The organism is Lactobacillus agrestimuris (assembly GCF_943193025.1).
Lineage (GTDB): Bacteria > Bacillota > Bacilli > Lactobacillales > Lactobacillaceae > Lactobacillus > Lactobacillus agrestimuris.
Window position 1 is genome coordinate 1 of record NZ_CALPCQ010000010.1, and the last position, 17,805, is coordinate 17,805.

The following is a 17,805-nucleotide window of genomic DNA, read 5'->3' on the forward strand; positions in this document are numbered from 1 at the left end:
TGTTTTTTAAACTCTTTCTTTCGCCTCAGGTACGTTTTCTTTATCACCCGACGACAGTTAAATATATTACTCGCTTTAATCCTTTTAGTCAAATAATATTTTATGTTCGATTTTTTACTGATACACCAGGTGGTGTTGTAATATTTTTTTACTCTTCTAGTTCGATCTTTTGGTATTTTTTTCATTGTATTAGCATTCTTTAAATGAGATAGTTCAGCTTTTATCAATTTTTTTGTTAAATAGTTGCAAAAAAAATCCAAAATTTTTTTGAATATTTTTTTAAAGCAAACAAAAAAGTGATCATAATGATCACTTCTTCAGAAATTATTTTTCATCATAAGTAGCAGGATCAACATCAAGTAGCGGACTTCTTTCAGCGGTAAAGACTATATCAAGCTTGTACATCGCTCTTGAAGCAATAGTATAAACTAGCTGCGTTTCATCAAGCTTATGATAAGTATCTTTAGATGCATCCCACATTACAACAGCATCAAATTCAAGCCCTTTAGCAAGATATGATGGCACAACTAAATCACCTGGAACAAGGCGTTGGTTAGCTGTTGCAATTAAAGTAGCCTTTTGCCCTTTTTCTTTAAGCATTTCAGAAACATACTTAGCTCCTGCTAAATCTTTAGTAATAATTGCAGTTGTAAATTTATGACTGTCATTATCCTTCAAGATTTCTTGAAGTGCGGCGATAGCTTCTTCGTCTGTCTTTCTTGCCCAGATTGCAGGTTTAGGACCTTGACGGTTAAAAGATTCAACCTTTTCACCTTCTCGCAAAATTTGCTTGGTGAAGTCAGTAATTTGTTTAGTTGAACGATATGATTTAGTAAGTTGAACGACTTCAGTCTTTTTAGGATCGAACAAACCAGAAATCTGTTTAAGCAAACTACGGCTTTCATCCTTAGTAAAGATTGCTTGGTTCAAATCTCCCAGCATTGTAAATTTAGCTCTAGGGAAATTGTATTTAAGGTATGCAATTTGGAAAGCAGTATAATCCTGAATTTCATCAATAAAGGTATAGCGCATTTCATAATTTGTGCAACGGCCAGTGATTAAATCGTAAAGGTAAAGATAAGCAGAAACATCATTCATACGAATTTCCTTATTTCTAAATGAATCCTTCACCATTTCAATATGCTTAGTCCATTCATCTTCAGTGATATTCCACTTGGATAAATCTGTCATCTTAGGAACTGCACGCAAAAAGCTCAAGTATTGTGCACGCATATTAATGAAATTATTGTGGCGAATTCTTTGGAACACCGGTTGAAGTTGCTTAAAGACAATCTTGCGTCCTAAGAATTTCTCTTCATCTGCTTGAGAATCAAATTCTTGATCCGGATAATCATAAAGTTCGTTAAGTTGCTCCTTACTCAAACTTTCAATTGCCTGAGAAACCCACTTTTTCTTAACTTCAGGTGCAATCTTACGATTAAGCATCTTAATTAATTCTTCACGAGTTGCATCGATTCGGTTAGCCAACTTGTAATTTTCATTAAATGAGTAGTAGATTTCACGAATTTTTTCTTTTTCAAAATATGGCTTCTTCTTATCGCGGAAGTAAATATTCTTAAAAATCATGCCACGCTTATTAAGGTGCTTGGCATAGCGAGTTACTAAGTTGAAGAAATTAACAGAATCCTTGAAACTACTGATATTAGTATCAGCAGTTTGATCTTCAAATTGCTTAAATAGATTTTCGACCTTCATCCCTGGAAGACGACGAGAAACAAATTGCCAATAAGTCATCTGAACCATATTTTGCTCACCCATTTCAGGTAAAACATTCTTAATATAGTCATTAAATAATTGGTTCGGGCTGAACATAATCACATCGCTAGAAGTTAAATTACCGCGATAACGATACAAAAGAAAGGCAATTCTTTGCAAAATGGCACTAGTTTTACCAGAACCTGCGGCACCTTGAACAAACAAAAGATCTGATGAAGTATTACGAATGATCTTGTTTTGTTCTTGTTGAATCGTGGTTACGATTGATTTCATCTGAGTACTTGATTTTTCAGATAAAACTTCTAAAAGCATCTGATCACCAATTGATTCATTGGTATCAAACATGTTGACGATCTTCCCATCCTTAATCATGAATTGACGCTTTTTAGTCATATCAACGGTGATTTCACCTTCAGGAGAATTATATGAAACCTCACCTAATTTTCCATCATAATAAATAGAAGAAATTGGCGCACGCCAGTCATAAATTAAGAAATGATCATTTTCATCCGCAAATGAGCCCAGGCCAATGTAAATTGTTTCCGGTTCTGCGGCTTCATTTTCTTTAAAATCTACTCTTGCAAAATATGGACTCTTTTCTAGTCTTTCAATTGTTTCGAGTTGTTTAGCAGAATGTTGCCAGTCATGTTCGCGCTCACTCAAAAGTTGTTGTTGCTGGTGAATTGACAATGCTGTTTCCATTGATGTGGAGTAGCCATCATAGTCTAACTTAACATCATCAAAGAAGTGTGAGTTAAGATCTCTTGCTTCCTTAGAAACATTTTTAATTGATTTTTTCAATTTCTTTTCACGATCAGTGATCATTTTCATAATATGATCGAGATGTTCTTGTTCGTACTTTTTATCGCTAATTTCTTTAGCCAAAATAGTCACCTACTTTTAAAACATGATCTATTAATCTAAAATATAATCTATTAATTTTACCACGGATTAAGAATTGGTTATACTTTTATCTTTTAAAACAAAATAATATACTTTTCTCTTTCAAAAGACTAAAATACTTAGGCATATTTGAAAGACATCGGAGTTGATAAGTTATATGAAAGGATTCTTTCGCTTTTTGCGGAATATAATTTTCCTCGGAATTATTGCATTCGGTATTTGGAGTTATAAAACCGATTCTAATTTCCAAACCGCCACTAATAATGCAATGGCAACTCTTGGGCAAAGAATTACCCAGATAGTTTCTACTGGAAAAATTAATGTTCCTAATCTCAAAGATAATGATCCAAATCAAAATTCGAATGAGAAAGACGCTAATGCAAACAATACGAATACTCGGACTTGGTCTAAGCCTGAGGCTACAGTATATATAGATATTTCGAACAATCCAACTTTAAGAAGTGCAACTGTTGATGCCATTAATGTGTGGAATCGAACTGGTGCATTTACCTTTAAAGAAATTCAAAATAAAGATAAAGCTAACATCACAGTAAGTGTCATGGATGATAGCGGAACAAGCGCAGCTGGTTTAACAACTGAATCGTATAATCCGGTTACCGGACGTCTATATCATGCTAAAGTACAATTAAATCGTTACTACCTTCAAAATCCTTGGTATGGCTATGATCAAAACCGGATTGTTAATACGGCCGAACATGAATTAGGACATGCAATCGGCCTTAATCACACAAAGTCTGTATCGGTAATGTATCCCAAAGGCTCAATGTACACGATCCAGCCCCAGGACATCAAAGATGTAAAAAAACTTTATCACGAGAAATAATAATTTAAACCAATAAGCTATTTCGTTTAGAATATAGTTGTTGGTTTTTTATTTAGGAGAAGATTATGAAGAAAATATATATCGTTCGCCATGGACAAACTTACATTAATCGCTACAATAAAATGCAAGGTTGGTGTGATACCCCATTAACAGAGCCTGGAATTGAGGGTGCGGATCAAGCAGGTGTCGCTTTAAAGGATGTACCTTTTGATATTGCTATTTCAAGTGATCTTAAACGAGCAAGTGATACTTGTGAGCTTATTATGAAGCACAATGTTAATAAAAATGAATTACAACATATTACTACCCCATTCTTCCGTGAAGAATTTTATGGCTATTTCGAAGGTATGGACTCTGAAATGGCTTGGCGTATGATTGGTGGTGGTCATGGCTATGCTACTAGACAAGAAATGTTTGCACATGAAAATATCGACACTATTAAGGATTGGATTAAGGAAGTCGACCCATATCATGATGCAGAAAATGCGGAAGAATACTGGGCTCGAATTGAAAAAGGTTTCGATTTAATTGGGCAACTTGATGGTGCTGAAAATATTTTACTTGTAACTCACGGCTTCACTATTAGAAGTATCTGGGCAAAATATGGTGATAACATTCCACTTGTTCCTGGTCCTAAAAATTCATCAATTACTACTGCAACGATGAGTGATAAAGGTGAAATTAAGATCACTGCTTATAATCAAATGCATTTATAAAAACAAAAAATCTTCCCAGTAGGGAAGATTTTTTTAGTTTATCTATTCTTTTGTAAAACAATACCTTCATAGAGCTTAACTGTAATTAAGTAGTAAATCAGGTAAAGCGCAAGGAAAATTCCAAATGGAATCCAAATCTTATCATATGGATTTGGTAAAAGCGACTTGAAGAATTGAAGTCCAAACAAGACATCAATAATTCCAAGCACTGCAGGAAGAGCAAACAAGACACCAATTTCTTTTCTAATTGAAGATTTTAAAAGCTTACCTTGTGTCCCTATTTTCCAAAGCATCTTATATCTTGGCTTGTCGCTATTAGCACCTGACAATACCTTGAACATCAATGTTGAAGCAAGCATTGCAAGAAAGGCTAAACCTAAGAAAAAGCCCATGAATTCAAACCCGGAAGCAATGCTTGAAACTAAACGGTAGCCGGCAGTTTTATTGTTGCTGATCATCATATCTGCATATTTATTACCTGCTAAAAATGGCTTAACTGCTGCATTTTGAAGTTTTTCAATATTATTGAAATTGCTTCTAAAGTTATTAACTTGAAGTAATTCAGTATGACCTTCCTTGACCTTAATTGCATTATATTGCTTTTGAGAAACCATTTTTACATCAGCTGATAAATATGGAGTAAGCCATGCAAGTTGAATTTTTTCTTCGGAATAATGCTTAGCACCCGGCTTTAATTGATCAGTACTAATACTTAAAGTTTTGTATTTAATTTGACCATCTTTTTGATAACTATGTTGATACTTTAAATTAGCATTTTTAATTTCATTCTTAGAAACATAAATCAAGCCGCCAGTATCTTTAGTTTTCTTATTTAACACATACTTATAATCCAAGCCATTAATCGACTTTACTGAAACCTTCTTAAGGTCTCGATTCACTTCAGGAGTTCTCTTGTAAATCACTACATCGTAGTAGTTTGCATCAAGTGACTGATCCGCAACTCCATTAAAGTTAAGACCAACGGTAATCGCACCAAGAGCTAATGCAAAGAGCAGTGAAATTACCGACAAAATACGAGTGTAATCAGTTAATCTAAACTTGAGTTGCCCCAAAGTAAATGAATTAAGTTTCTTATACTTAAAGTTTTTATTCTTTCTAAGCAAATTCACCATAGCGGTGAAGAATGAATCAAAGACAAAGAATGAACCAATTACGATAGTAAAGAAGCCAATAGTAATGGAATTAGTTTTTAATTGCACATAATTCCCCATCGCCCAGTATCCGGTTGCCAAAAGTCCAAGACCTAAAATTGCTTCAATTAACTTCCAAGTTTTGTTCATCCGTAATTTAACTGGTTTTTGATCTTCATGAAGAAGTTGAATCACATTAGTTTTAACAAGCTTGTGGCGGTTCCAAAGTGCAGCTAAGAAGAATAAAATTGCAAAAAATAATAATGTCCATAACATGGCTGGAATATAAAAACCAACAAACTTGTGAATTTGAAGCCCTAATTGGCTAATCAATAGTTGTGAAACTCCTTGAGTTAAAACAATTCCGATTAATTCACCAATAACTAGTGATAAGACTCCAACAACAAGAGTTTCAAGAAAGATCAAACGACCTATCTTGCTATTTCTTGCACCCAGGATCATATACATCCCATAGTCTTTTTTTCTCATACTAAGCAAAAAGCTGTTGGCATAAACAATATAAACTAACGTAATTAATGAAAGAAGCACAATTCCAAAACCAAAAGTCAATTGAACAATTTGAAATGAAATTTTAAGTGCACCCTTCAAGAATTCTGGATTAGTAGCAATCGCCATGAACATGTAAAAAATTGCACTGGCAAGTGTTAAACCGGAAAAAAGTACCGCATAGTCTTTAAAGCGGCTCTTCAATCCAGTTAAGGATAATTTCCAAAGCATATAAATCTCCTCTCTAATCCTAACGTCTACCTAATTCAGCGATAATTTCTTGGTAGAATTCTTCGCCTGTTTTATTATCTTTTTTAAGTTCTTTACCAATTTGACCATCTTTAATAAATAAAATTCGATTTGCATATGATGCAGAATATGGATCGTGGGTAACCATTAAAATTGAAACGTGATCATTTTTGTTTAAATCTTTCATCGTTTCAAGAAGTTCAGTTGCGGATTTTGAATCAAGCGCACCAGTTGGTTCATCCCCATAAAGAATAGCTGGGTTATGCACAAGTGCACGGGCCGAAGCAACACGCTGCTTTTGACCACCAGAAATTTCTCCTGGATATTTATCCAAAATTTGGCTAATACCTAAGCGACTAGCAATTTCTTCTACCTTGTCGCCAATTTCACGCGCCTTCACATTTTGAAGTGACAATGGCAAAGCAATGTTTTCGCGATTGGTCAAGTTTTCAAGTAAGTTGAAATCTTGGAAAATAAAACCAATTTCTTTACCGCGGAAATCGGCCATCTTATTCTTCTTAAGCTTAGTAATGTCTTGATTATTTACAAGCACGCTACCACTAGTTGGAGTATCTAATGTGGATAAAATGTTCAAAAGCGTAGTCTTACCAGAACCGGAAGCACCCATGATGCCGACAAATTCACCTTTTTCCACAGAAAAAGTCACGCCTTTTAAGGCTTGGTATTGCTTTTCACCTTTTTTGCCGTAAGTTTTGGTTAATTGATCAACCTTTAAAATTTCAATCATAAGTATCCCTCTCATTTTTGTATTACTGTATCATTTATATAATACGCTAATATGATCATAGAAATTTGTCAACAAATTATTTAGTTAAATCACCGATTTTGTTAAAATTAAAGGCAAAGGATGGAAATTATGGCAACAATTAACTTCGATTATTTACAAGATTCACAGACTTTTAGTGATCAAAAAGAAGCGGCAGACCGCCTGGTTAAGCTATATTTGATTGACGATGCTCGAGATGTAATTTTGAACAGTCGATTATTTTTAGAAACTACTATTAAGAAAGTCTTTAATTTAGAAAATCTCGATAAATACTACCCATTAAAAGAAGGCGAGCGTCGAAATTTACGCAATGACACCCAATATTTGCGCGAAAAGCTCGACTTTCCATTGGTAATCTTCAATTTAATGGATGAAGTTCGCCGAATGGGTAATGACGCAGCGCATGATCCCAATTATAAATTTACCAATAATCAAGCTTGGCACTGCCTCATGGATGTGCATGATATCTTGGTTTTCCTAATTAATTCATATGAAAATCAAAATTTAGCTTACATGCGACCAGACATTGCAATGGATGCAGCTGAAAATAAAAACGACCGCTTTCGTAAACGTCAAAAATCCCAAACAAAGACTGATCTTAAAACAGAAAATGTCAACATGGCAAAAGAAGTTTTAGCACATAAAAAGAAAAAACGTGGTTTTAAATCAAGAATCAAACATTTATTTAAACATTAAAAATAGCAGAAGTACCTTCACGGCTACTTCTGCTATTTCTTTATTTTTCTTTTTTACCCAAAGATTTAATCAACTGTTTGTCCCCAACTTTGTGGAAAATTGCATCATGATAGTTGATAACTTTACGGTATTTCTTTTTCTTATACGTGTACTTATACACAAGTTGATAATCAACTTCACTATAATTTTTACCTGCAGGTAAAATTTGTGTCACTTGAACTTCAAGTTTTAAATGTGACTTATCTTTATTAAACAGCTTAATTGCTTTTTGCAAGGCCTTATAGTCTGCATTTTCTTTGCCAGTTTCAAAAGCATCTTCGACTGTCTTAGTATAATTCTCAGTTAAAACCTTTTCTGCCTCATTTTCATCAATTAATCCTGGCCAGTGCGGATTTACAACGTAGTCACCTTCAACATCCTGGTAAACATCGTCTTTTTGATTACCATTATAAGCTGGAAAATTACCGTAATCACTTACGGTGTCATCACTTTTACTAAATTCACTCTCAATTGAACTAGATAAATCTTTTACCTTGTATGATTTAATCGGTTTTCCATCATAACTAGACCTTACATACAATTCCATATTTTGGGACAAAGGATAATTCTTAAAAATTGCTCGTCCATCTTTGTCTAACTTTTTGACTTTACGGTCATTGATATAAACTTCACCATTAGGCACACTGTAAACTTGGAAAGTTCCAGTCTTAATTGTCATGTTGATTGTCTTATCAGACCAAATATTAGTAACTGAGTCAGCCTTTAAATCACGATCCTGAACTTTGGTACTTACAGCAATGTGATATCTACCAGGAAAGACCATCCCTAACCCTTGGTAAAAGTTCTGATCGCCGCCTTCCATCTTACCTAAACTTCGACCATTAACGCTCAAAAATGAATTAGGATGATTGGTTTCAACTTGTGGACGGTAAACCTTTACTCTTAAAACATACTTAGGAAAAATCAAAAAGTGGCTACCACTTTGAATTAACCAAATCTGTCCACCATCCTTTCCTGACTTTAAATTACTTTTCAATTCTTTAACCGCATTTTTATTCTCTTTAAAGTAAGACTGCAGCGGCTTCAAACTTTCATTTGTTACCTTCATATCAGGATTAGCTGCAGAAACATAAGAACTAATATTAACATTAGGCCTTTGTAGATTCTGAACTAATCGATCAATCTGCTTATCTTTTTGATAGTAAAAATCTCCATAAGCATAAAAAATTCCGCCGAAAACGATCAAAAATGCGACCACAATTAACGTTTTATGCTTATTACTTCTTTCAACTTTATTTTTTGCCATTATTTATCCCCAAAATTTTCCCGGTAATAACAAAAGCCAGATCGTTGCAATGATACTTAAGATAATTACTAACCAGCGCAAAACTTCAATTATTAAGTTTAGATCAGTAATTCCTGCATGTACTTTAACTTGACGACCATAATAATATTGATTTACTAGCTCATAAAACTGTCCCATATCATAACCATATTTTGCAAAGTAATCATCAGGGTCAGTCTGATTAGTATTACCCAAGTATTGACTAACTTCGCTATGTGACCAAATTGTACCTAAACCACCGGGTTTATTTTTGGCTGCATCTTCTTTAGCTAAATCTTTTCGAGCATTCGACCAATTTTTCTGAGTAATTGTTACTCTAGAAGGCTTCAAATTATATTCATGAAGCAGTCCTGCCACATAAATTGCGGCCGTATTAACTTCTTTAGCAAAATTTTCCACATCATCTACTTCACAGAGATCAACCTGAAGATAACGTCTATTAGCAGCCTCCCCAGCTCCTGTTGTAGCATTCTTAGAAAGTTGTACAACTTGATTTTGATCTACTACAGCATTAAATGAAATTTTCTTATCTTTTTGTACCCTTTGCAGCTGCTGAGTAAGATTTTTTGAACTGGAGTGAATCACCACACCTTCAGGTCTGGCTTGTCGATATTTAAGATTCGTTTGATAATTAAGCTTACTAATTTTCGCTTGGGTAAAATGATTACTGCTTATATAAGTATTGATATTAGGAATAATTTTAAAATTCAGGCTGACAATTGCGAGTAATACCACAATTCCCAGTAGTCCATAACGAGTTTTGGGATGCGTGCGTAAATAATGGTTTCGCTCAACCCGAGTTTTTCTAAAGCGTCTTTCACTCATATTTTTACTCTTATTCTTACATAATTTGTTTAATCTTTAATAAAAAAACCGTTACCTTAATAGTAACGGAATTTAACTTAATTACAAATTATATTCTTCATAGCTAACTTATGATTCCTTAGCCGCAATTCCATGTTCAGTCTTAACCCATGAGTTTTCATTATGAATCCAGCGCCAATAAGCAATTACTAAGCTGAAAAATAAAACTAGATAGATATATGAAACAATAAAAACAATTGCGAGCAATAAGAAAAAATTAGGTGTCGGCTCATTAAAATGCTTTAAGTCACAGTAATAAACGATTAACTCAATCACGCCACATAAGCATGAAATTACTAAAATTAATCCTAGTAAAGCCATAATTTCTAAACCGTTAATTTTATCAATGTTCATGATTGCATCAGTAATAGTTAAAACTGACATGGTCAGGATAACCAAGTCTGCCATCATACTAAACCAAGGTTGAGCTAAGAAATAGTAGATTCCTAACTTTTGGGTTTTAGAAATCTCCTTGCTGTGAATTACTTGTGGCAAATAGCGTAAACAATCCAGATCTCCTTGTGCCCAACGTCCGCGCTGTCTGATAAACTTTTTAACCGAAGTGAGGGCCTCTTGATAAACATAAGTATCAGTCATGTAATCAACAGTGATACCAACTGCCATTAATCGAATCGTCAGTTCATAATCATCAAGTAGCGCCTGGCCCCAAGGATGAACACCAACTTTTTCCATAACTGGAGTCAAACGAAAAAATTGACCGTTTCCACTCAAGCCAACAGTTCTGGTATACATCCGCATAATTTGCGCCATATGATTAACACTAAAAAATTCCACATCTTGAAAGATCTGGAGAATGTTTTTAAAGTGAGGATACATCTTGACCCTCATTTGTGTAATCGTACCACCATCTGTGAAATAATTATTCAAACAATCGAGTGCATTGTTTGCAAGTTGTGCATCTGCATCAATTACCCCAATAATGGTTTTATCGGGATTTTGATTTTCCTGCTTAATATTAGCCCGAATATAATCAAGACCAAAGTTTAGCACATCTCCCTTACCTGTATGGGCATTGGGTTCAAATCTTCTCAATAAATGAAGATGCGGATTTCTTACCTGCTCGATTTGTTCAACTGAATTATCACTGCTACAGTCATCTACAACTACGACTTCAACTCTTTCAAATTGCAATACTTTCTTTAAAGTACGGACAATAATCGCCCCTTCGTTATAACAAGGAATGATTATATAGTATTTTAATTCTGGATCTACTGCTTTTATTTTTTGATTTCCAGCAAAATACCGCTTATCTAACGGATAAGAAAAGGAACGGAAAATTACTGTTGCCAAAAAATAAAAAAGAAAGACTGTTAGCACTATGACCCACGCAATTGTAAAGGTCGATCTAAAGATTAAGTTAATCACTTTTGGATCCTTCTACGGAAAAGCATCCAAAATAAAAAACTAGTCAATAAACTAACAGCAACTAAAGTCGTTAAAATTGTACAAAACGAACTAACTTGCCAAACTGCAAAAATATTCATCTGATAATCTCTCTTTCTTAAAATTCTGTTATGTTTAAGAAAATTATAGGATAACAATAGTTATTTTACAATATATAACTCAAAATTATCATCAAACTAATATCTTAGCATTAATTTCACGATATTTTAAAATTAGTTATTCAGTAGATTATAAGTTAGATACTGTATTTCACTTTCTCCACATTTCTTACCATTTTTGTTATATCCTAGAAACATGATGAAAAAGAAATATATTTATTTAACCATATTAAGCTGTGGATTATTACTCCTAAGTGCTTGTGCAAAAAATGTCAGAACTCCACAAACTGAAGATAAAAGCAGCATTAAAGTAAAGAAAAACTCGCAAAAAACTAAGCCAGATAAACTAATGCAGCGAGTTAAAAAGATGTCGCTCAACGAAAAAATTGGACAATTATATTTTGTCCACAGTAGTGGCAATTTTGAGCAGGAAAGGCAAGCTATAAAAAAATATCAGCTTGGCGGAATTACCCTTTTTGGTCCAGATTTTCAAAAGCGGACCCACCAGCAATTTCTTGACCAAATCAGTCAGTATCAAACTGTTTCAAAAACCGGTTTACTAGTTGCGACAGATCAAGAAGGTGGAACCGTTTCTCGTTTGAACTCCAATAAGGAAATTAGTGACCGAGCCTATCCAAGTCCACGTGAAGTTTATCAACATGGTGGACTAACCGCTGTGGAAAAGGAATACAGTGATGTGGCAGCTATTTTGCGGAAAAATGGCATCAACATGAATTTTGCGCCGGTAGCTGATGTTGCCAAAAACAAAAGCAGTTTCATCTACGATAGGACTGTTAGTCAAGATTATAATGAGACTGCCAAGTATGTAGCTGCAAGCGTAAAAGCAATTCAAAATAAAAAGGTGGCGGCTACCTTGAAGCACTTCCCTGGTTACGGGGATGCAAGTGATACTCATACTGGCTTTGCCCAAATTAATAAGTCTTTCACTGCTTATAAAAATGAAGATTTGCTTCCTTTCCAAGCTGGAATCAAGGCTGGTGCTGATGGAATTATGGTTTCCCACATTGTTATCAACAGCTTCGATCCAAAAATACCAGCATCTCTGTCACCAAAAATTCACAACTACTTACGCAAACAAATGCACTATCACGGCCTAATCATAACTGATGATCTTCAAATGGGTGCCATTACTCAATTTGCGGAAAAGTATCATACAAATGCGGATGTCTTAGCTCTTAAGGCTGGTAATGACGTAATCCTCGGTGGAAATCCACAAACTGGTATCCCGCTTATTGAGCAGGCTGTTAAGAAAAAGCAGATTTCTAAAAAGCAAATTGACCAATCAGTTTACCGAATTTTGAAATTAAAAGAAAAATTAGGAATTCTAAAGTAACAAAAAAACTTCGATCTTCCCGACTAAAGGAAAATCGAAGTTTTTTCATATTAATATAAGTGCAAAGCTGAACCGAATTGACCAAGTACAGTACTGAAAATCAATATAGTCATAATTGCACCAGTAATGAATTGGAGTACGAGGAATAAAAGATAACCGTACAACTTATCATGAACTGGGTTGGGATCACCTACAACTACTACAGTTAGGGCCATTCCAAATAGTGCAACTGAAAGCCAGATCATAATTGTGGACATTACCACACCACCAGGTCCAGCAAGAAGCATGAAGACGAAGTAAACAACAATGAAAATTGCTGAAAGGTTGCTGGTTTGAACAATGTGATTAGTAAGTTGCAAGAAATTTTTATTTTGGTTGTAGATAACCTTGTATGAAAGGTAAGCTGCACCGATCCAAGCTGCTTGAGTTAAAAGCAAGAAGAAAATCAATTCAAGCGCCATTCCGAAGGTGAATCTTGAAGTACTACCAGCAAAATCTTGACCCAAGATTGAACTAGTTGCTCTTTGAGAACCGATGAATAATCCCAAAGCTACTAGAATATCTTCAGCAAGTAAAGTGATCCAGCCGTACCACTTATCTGCGTTTTGTTCAGCGAAGGGATGCTTCCATGAATTAACAAACCATTGCCACATGTTGTTAACATCAAAGCTCTTCATTGATTGAGCAAAGTCTTGACCAAGACCGGCTACTTGTGATTGAGAATCAATTTTTTCAGTAGCCTGTTCTGAACGCTTAGGTGCGTTAGTTTGTGCAACTGATTCTTCTGATCTAGTTACAGTTTGGGTAATTTCAACTTCTTCTACAGGAACATTGCGGATATCGGTTCCGCATTCAGTACAGAAATTTACATCTGCTTCCATTTTTGCGCCACATTTTGGACATGTTTTCATTATTTTGACTCCCTTTTATTATTTCTAATCCTTCTTAGTCTTATCGTAAATGATCTTACCTTCTCCAACAGATAAAATCTTGAAATTTTCACCATCTTGCTTGAAAGTGATGTGTGGATAATGTGCTACCTGAATGTGCGTATCACTATCATGTTCGAATTTATAATCGATCTTGGCATCAACTTCAAAGACACCATCACCAATTGGATAGGCAATATAAATGTCAGGTTGAACATCCCACGAATCAATCTTATCTGAATTATCGAAAGCATCAGCCAATTTATGGAATGACTTATAATACTTGTTGCTTGAACCATTAATAAATTCATCTGAATCAGGATTCTTAAAGCAATCTTGAATCAAAGATTCCATCGTATCTCTACTTGGCGCACCCTTAAATTGTGGATAAACATTTACCATTGATGAATTAAAATCATTAGTTGCATTTCTGGCCTGATCTAATACATCATCTGAGTCTGAATCATTATCATCATTATATTTGTCATCTTCTACGGCTTGACTAATGTTGGCTTCTTTTGAAGTAAACTTCTTTCCATCAACTTTGTAAACCACATAAGCAGCACTTTCGTCATTATATTGGAAATCTTTAAGATCAAGAACGCCACTAGAAATCTTACCCACATTCTTGTTTCCAATATAAACTTGACCACCATCAGGTCCAAGAATTGCTAAGTTGGCAGTTTTAATGTTGTAGTTATATTCACGATCTTTTTGCCATAAAGAAATGTTAGCATCACTGGCTAAATCATGACCTGAAGCCTTTGCCTTAACTTGAACATTGTACTTACCACCAAGATATGGTCCAATCTTAGCAGAATAACTGCCATCGCCATTGTCCGAAGCGTTTTTAATGAACTTACCATCAACGTAAATCTTGCTATCAGGATGGTTAGTTACAATTGAAGTCGTATAGCTTTCAACATTCAACTTGTACTTAGGGAAAAATAAGAAGTAATTTCCATCCCTAGTCAAGCTAATTCCGCGGATACTTTCACCAGAAATCAAAGTATTCTTTAATGTATCCAAACCACTGTAATTACCATCATAGTATTTAGTTAATGGCTTAACTGTAGATGATGTTATTTTTAATTTAGGGTCATCAGTTACAACTAATGAGGCTAATTTGTCAGTATCTTGATCGCGGATTGCATTAGTAATCCGTGTAACTTGATGAGTTGTGTCATAGTAACGTTGACCCCAAGCAAATAAACCTCCTAGAACTACTACCACTACTGCAACTATAGTTATAATTGTCTTTTTCTTCTTACTCATCGGTGGTCTTACTTGACGCTTCACCTGACGAGTCTTTTGAGTCTGGGGTTGAGCTGCAGGAGCCGACTTAGCAGTCTTATCAGCACTTGATGCCGGCTTTTCTGCTTTCGTCAACTTCACTCCACAATTTTGACAGAAAGCATCTCCCTCTTTTACTTCCTTGCCACAATTTGGACAAAATTTCTTCACTTTCATTCCTCCATACTTTGTCTATTTAACAATATAACATATTAAAGTTACACTTTATTGCGTTATTTTTCAATCCAATTTTTCTAATTGATGTATTTTATTGAAAATTTGTAGTTGTATAGAAAAAAAGAGACAAAAAAGACACCTTCATTGGAATATGAAAGTGTCTTGTAGTTAAGTGCTACGGTATTATAAGTTAACTAATTAAATTGATTTTTTCTAAAATCTTTTGATCATTCTTAATTACATCAGCACAATATTGCTTAATAATTGCGTTGCCAATATCACCGCGGAAAATTTTTTTAATATCCTTGATATTATCATTATCCCAAACTGCATAAGCAGAATAAGCTGAATCATCCGCTTTTATCAAACGATTCAAACCGCCAAGATCATTAATGCAGTTATTGTGAATCATCGTGCGCATATGATCCAACTCGCTAAATAATTGACGGTATTCTTCAGCGCTTTTTTCTGCTTTCCAAGCTTCTTTCTTATTATTAAAACGCAATACGATTTGACTATATTTTTTGAAATCGTCTAGGCAATTTTTTATAAAATCTACTTCAATCTCATCATCGCTATTTAAGTGTGATTCAAGGCTTTCAGGATTAAATTTTACAGTTGCATCAATCTTTTTTCTGTGAGCCTTTTTAAACTCCAACTGAATATTTTCATTATAAGTATTAACGATCTCATTTATATCTGTCGCGTCTTCCAGCATCCCTATCTCTTGCAGGATTTTTCCAACTTTCAAAATATCCACCTTTGGATCGGCGCTACTATCAAGATCAGCCATCAATTGATCGGCCGTTTCTAACTTTTCAATATCTTTGATTGTCATGCAAAATGCCATATTTAAGAATATGGCTCGACCTCCTATCTCTATTATCTGTACCTTAATAAAGCCTAATAAATCCTTACAAATTTTATTCAAAATTTTTCTCTTAGAATTTTTTAGAATGTTGTAAATTTTGGAAAATTAATCCTCTGTCTTTCAAGAGACAAACTTGTTTATCAATAGTTTTAAATTCTTTCACACAAAAACACCTCTACAAAAATAGAGGTGCTTTTCCGCAACGGCCTCACTTAGAGTCCACCGCCACTTTTTTTACCTCTATTTTACATTTTATATAATTACGGTCAATTTTAAACGTCTGTTCTATAGATGAAATTAATATACATTTTATGGTGCTTATTCGTTAGTAATAATTTTTGTAGGATAAATATAAGTGAATTAGTATCTTTATTTATATTTCATTTTTGGTTAGTCCATACTTTGTTGCTCTACCTTGACCATACTTAACAACATAGCCGTCTGCCATCATTTGTTTTAAAAGATTAAGTATCTTAGTTCTACTAAGGCCTGTCTTCTCAGCTAATAAGGTAGCAGAAGTAGTACCTCCTTGTAAAACATCAAATATCCTACTTTTATCTTTATCCAAAAATTGTGGTGAATAATTTAATAATGGAAGAACTATCTTAATTGAATTTTCGAATATCTCAAATTTTGGCTGAGTAATACTATCCTCATAGGATTCACGAATTCTTGCAATACCTGTACCAAATTTCTCAATCAATCCTAATCTAAAAAATACATTTGCAATAACTGGATTCCGTAATACAGATAGTTGCCCTGATAAGTATTCCTCTTTACTTAAACCTGATGGTAGTCCGCCTGGAGAGTTCACTTCTATTCGATCAGGATACATTGACACTTTAATCTGCGAATTCATGTCCCAATTACGGTGCACTAAGGCATTAGCTATTGCTTCTCTAAATGCTTCTTGAGGAATTAGATCAACTAGAATACGATTTTGTCCCTTAATTTCTTCCTGTTGATAATATTGATTATACTTTTTTACTGTCAAATTATATTGATTAATTATTGAAATATCATCTAGTATTTCCCGATCTTGAATTATATTAATATTTTCTCCAAATTTTATTATATCTATACCACGTGAACTATTTTTATCAGCAAGTAATTCTCCAGCTATTGTATAACCTTCATCTTTTTTCTTAAGATCTAAAGTAATTAAAATATCTGATGTCAGTTTCTCAATCCCTAATTCATTTTGAAGTGCTTTTTCTAAAATTTTAAAAGAAAGATCCTGATTCTTGGCAATTAAACTATCGTAACTTCTATTCTCTCCTCTTAAAATCAAGCGTTTTAATTCAACATCATCTACTTCAATTGACGAACTATCATTTCTCTTATAAGCTTTTGCCTTATATAAATAAGGTGTATTTTTACCTTTACAGACGGTTAGAATAATCACATTTGTTTTTTCATCAATTGATAAAGTATATTCCGGATTAGGCTTAATTGAATCATTTATCTTATTTTCAATATCTAAACATTTATCTTTTGGATCCTTAATACCAACAATTTTTCCATTATCGTTAATTCCAAATTCTATTCTTCCAGTACCATAGTTTGCATAAGCACTTACAGTTTTAAGAAAAGTATTAGTAATTTTCTCTTTAAATTCAATATTTTTTGTTTCTCTCATATCGTAATACCTCAATTTAATTGTAACAAAAAAGTGTGTAAAAATGTGAGAAAACTAAATCAAACACATTTACACACTTTTTTATATGATAAATTGAAAATATACGCACAATTATGCGTGTAAAAATGTGAGAAAACTAAATCAAACACATTTATACACTTTTTTGAAAGATACGTAAGGACTAAAACACAATTCTAAGAAAAATTCGTCAATAGCAGTG

The 17,805-nt window shown here is 33.9% G+C and carries 15 protein-coding genes; 4 read left to right on the forward strand and 11 right to left on the reverse strand.

The features are described 5' to 3' along the window. A partial coding sequence (locus NFR82_RS04300; protein WP_251717058.1) for a hypothetical protein occupies nucleotides 1–185 on the reverse strand: 185 nt, incomplete at its 3' end. Between the two features lie 139 nt (nucleotides 186–324). Next, on the reverse strand, nucleotides 325–2,568 hold the full coding sequence (helD, locus tag NFR82_RS04305) for an RNA polymerase recycling motor HelD (RefSeq protein ID WP_251717116.1): 2,244 nt from the start codon (nucleotides 2,566–2,568) through the stop codon (nucleotides 325–327). Nucleotides 2,569–2,797: 229 nt separating this feature from the next. Between helD and NFR82_RS04310 the strand changes: the two genes are divergently transcribed. Both NFR82_RS04310 and NFR82_RS04315 read left to right on the forward strand, forming a co-directional pair. After that, nucleotides 2,798–3,484 (forward strand): M57 family metalloprotease, encoded by a 687-nt coding sequence (locus tag NFR82_RS04310; RefSeq protein WP_251717059.1) that lies wholly within the window; start codon nucleotides 2,798–2,800, stop codon nucleotides 3,482–3,484. A gap of 65 nt (nucleotides 3,485–3,549) precedes the next feature. Then, a complete protein-coding gene (locus NFR82_RS04315; protein WP_251717060.1) occupies nucleotides 3,550–4,200 on the forward strand; it encodes a histidine phosphatase family protein in 651 nt (216 codons plus the stop codon). Between the two features lie 38 nt (nucleotides 4,201–4,238). Here NFR82_RS04315 and NFR82_RS04320 read toward each other — a convergent pair whose 3' ends face one another. Both NFR82_RS04320 and NFR82_RS04325 read right to left on the reverse strand, forming a co-directional pair. Further along, a complete protein-coding gene (locus NFR82_RS04320) occupies nucleotides 4,239–6,089 on the reverse strand; it encodes an FtsX-like permease family protein (RefSeq protein ID WP_251717061.1) in 1,851 nt (616 codons plus the stop codon). 19 nt (nucleotides 6,090–6,108) lie between these two features. Further along, nucleotides 6,109–6,855 (reverse strand): ABC transporter ATP-binding protein, encoded by a 747-nt coding sequence (locus NFR82_RS04325; protein WP_251717062.1) that lies wholly within the window; start codon nucleotides 6,853–6,855, stop codon nucleotides 6,109–6,111. A gap of 129 nt (nucleotides 6,856–6,984) precedes the next feature. On the opposite strand from NFR82_RS04325, the gene NFR82_RS04330 reads away from it, so the two are divergent. Beyond that, on the forward strand, nucleotides 6,985–7,590 hold the full coding sequence (locus tag NFR82_RS04330) for a DUF4145 domain-containing protein (RefSeq protein WP_251717063.1): 606 nt from the start codon (nucleotides 6,985–6,987) through the stop codon (nucleotides 7,588–7,590). A 40-nt stretch (nucleotides 7,591–7,630) separates the two neighbouring features. On the opposite strand, the gene NFR82_RS04335 is transcribed toward NFR82_RS04330, so the two are convergent. The 3 genes from NFR82_RS04335 to NFR82_RS04345 form a co-directional block, all read right to left on the reverse strand. Next, nucleotides 7,631–8,896: a TcaA 3rd/4th domain-containing protein gene (locus NFR82_RS04335; protein WP_251717064.1), complete on the reverse strand. Its 1,266-nt coding sequence runs from the start codon at nucleotides 8,894–8,896 to the stop codon at nucleotides 7,631–7,633. A gap of 3 nt (nucleotides 8,897–8,899) precedes the next feature. Further along, on the reverse strand, nucleotides 8,900–9,760 hold the full coding sequence (locus tag NFR82_RS04340; RefSeq protein WP_251717065.1) for an N-acetylmuramoyl-L-alanine amidase: 861 nt from the start codon (nucleotides 9,758–9,760) through the stop codon (nucleotides 8,900–8,902). 108 nt (nucleotides 9,761–9,868) lie between these two features. Beyond that, nucleotides 9,869–11,185 (reverse strand): glycosyltransferase family 2 protein, encoded by a 1,317-nt coding sequence (locus NFR82_RS04345; RefSeq protein WP_251717066.1) that lies wholly within the window; start codon nucleotides 11,183–11,185, stop codon nucleotides 9,869–9,871. A gap of 504 nt (nucleotides 11,186–11,689) precedes the next feature. Here NFR82_RS04345 and NFR82_RS04350 point away from each other — a divergent pair. Further along, nucleotides 11,690–12,676 (forward strand): glycoside hydrolase family 3 protein, encoded by a 987-nt coding sequence (locus tag NFR82_RS04350; RefSeq protein ID WP_251717067.1) that lies wholly within the window; start codon nucleotides 11,690–11,692, stop codon nucleotides 12,674–12,676. A 50-nt stretch (nucleotides 12,677–12,726) separates the two neighbouring features. Here the strand turns inward: NFR82_RS04350 and NFR82_RS04355 are convergent, their stop codons facing one another. The 4 genes from NFR82_RS04355 to NFR82_RS04370 form a co-directional block, all read right to left on the reverse strand. Then, entirely contained in the window at nucleotides 12,727–13,587 is an 861-nt protein-coding gene (locus tag NFR82_RS04355; protein ID WP_251717068.1) for a zinc ribbon domain-containing protein, read from the reverse strand. A 24-nt stretch (nucleotides 13,588–13,611) separates the two neighbouring features. After that, a complete protein-coding gene (locus NFR82_RS04360; protein WP_251717069.1) occupies nucleotides 13,612–15,069 on the reverse strand; it encodes a TcaA second domain-containing protein in 1,458 nt (485 codons plus the stop codon). Nucleotides 15,070–15,265: 196 nt separating this feature from the next. Continuing rightward, nucleotides 15,266–16,006, reverse strand: a complete 741-nt coding sequence (locus NFR82_RS04365; RefSeq protein WP_251717070.1) for a DUF3232 domain-containing protein — start codon at nucleotides 16,004–16,006, stop codon at nucleotides 15,266–15,268. Nucleotides 16,007–16,319: 313 nt separating this feature from the next. Beyond that, entirely contained in the window at nucleotides 16,320–17,585 is a 1,266-nt protein-coding gene (locus NFR82_RS04370) for an ATP-binding protein (protein ID WP_251717071.1), read from the reverse strand. Nucleotides 17,586–17,805: the final 220 nt, after the last annotated feature.